This window comes from Terriglobus sp. YAF25, from assembly GCF_052113305.1.
Classification (GTDB): Bacteria; Acidobacteriota; Terriglobia; order Terriglobales; family Acidobacteriaceae; genus Terriglobus.
Genome location: NZ_JBFRCY010000922.1, coordinates 1 through 1500, shown reverse-complemented (window position 1 = coordinate 1500; position 1500 = coordinate 1). Strand labels below are relative to the sequence as shown.

The 1500-nt window shown below is 59.7% G+C and carries 2 protein-coding genes; both read left to right on the top strand.

Annotated elements, in window-relative coordinates; translation table 11 throughout:
- Positions 1 to 907: pectate lyase (pelA, locus tag AB4043_RS25255; RefSeq protein ID WP_442308494.1), on the top strand; the 907-nt coding region annotated here is incomplete at its 5' end.
- 38 nt (positions 908 to 945) lie between these two features.
- A partial coding sequence (locus AB4043_RS25250) for a flavin monoamine oxidase family protein (protein ID WP_442308493.1) occupies positions 946 to 1500 on the top strand: 555 nt, incomplete at its 3' end.

Genomic DNA, 1500 nt, shown 5'->3' with positions numbered 1-1500 from the left:
GGATAATACCTCGCAGCACCTTGCTCCCGATGACGCAGACAGGCCGATGGAGCCGACATGGAACTATGTCGGTACGCTGGACAATGACGCCACCACCACTGAGATCCGTTTTCTCGCTCTGGTGCTGCCACATGCATCGGCCGCCGATCGTACGCGCTATCAGCAGTCTATGGAGCGCGGCATCCGTTACATCCTGAGTGCGCAATATCCGAATGGCGGTTGGCCGCAGGTCTGGCCGCTGGAAGGTGGATATCACGATGCCATCACCTTCAACGACAACGCGATGATCAACGCCATCGAGACGTTGAACCTCGCCGTAACCAACCAGAACTACAGCTTTCTTCCGTCGGCGCTCAGGCAACACGCAGCGCAGGCGATCGCTCACGGATTGGAGTGCATTTTGAAGTCGCAGGTAACGATCGGCGGCCGGCTCACCATCTGGCCGCAGCAGGTCGATGCACTGACACTGGCCCCGGCGGGTGCACGCAACTACGAGATGATCTCGCTTTCGAGCTCGGAGTCAGCGGCTCTGGTGAATTACCTGATGACTCTGCCATCACCCTCGCCCGCGGTGGTACGGTCTGTCTATGCTGCCGCTGCCTGGTTTCAGCAGCACGCGATCTCCGGCTTCATCTATACCGGCGGCAAGGAGACTCCCGGTGGCCGTCGTCTCTTCGAAAAGCCGGGGGCGCCGCCGGTGTGGTCCCGCTACTATTCTCTCGGCTTGCCTCCGAATGGGGAGAAGCCGATCTTCGGCGACCGTGACCGCACCATCCACGATGAGTTGTCCGAGATTTCCGACGAGCGACGGAACGGATATGGCTGGTACAACACCGCTGCCAACCAGACGCTGGTAGCCTTTGCATCATGGAAGCAAAAACACCTAATGCCGCGGGCAAACCATTAGGCGATCGGCAACATCCACCATCTGCTGTGGAGACTGATGTGCTAATCCTGGGCGCCGGAATGGCTGGGCTAACCGCAGCCCGCACCCTGGCGGAGGCCGGCGTACAGGTTACGTTGCTGGAAGCTGCGTCCCGTGTCGGCGGCYGTATGCTGACTGTTCGCGAAGGTGACGAGATCGTGGAGCTGGGGGCGGAGTTCATCCACGGTAAGGCGCCCGAGCTCTGGCATCTGATCGAAGAGGCCGGCCTGGCGACCTACGAGATTGACGGTGACAACTACACCTTCGAGGACAAACATCTTCGCAAGAGTGATGAGCCGGGCGAAGGGTTCGCTTTCCTGGAGAAGTGTGAAGGGTGGCAGCAGCCCGATATCTCCTTTGCCTCATTGCTCGAACAGCATCCTGAGCTTAGCCGGGAAGCACGCGGACATCTCGTCAATTTTGTAGAGGGTTTCAATGCCGCCGATCACCAGAAGATCTCGGTGGCATCGCTGGGGATCCAGCAGAAAGCAGAAGAAGAGATCGAAGGCGATCGCGCCTTCCGGGTTCGCGCTGGATACGACCTGTTGCCGCAACATCAACTCGCCCGTGCCCGG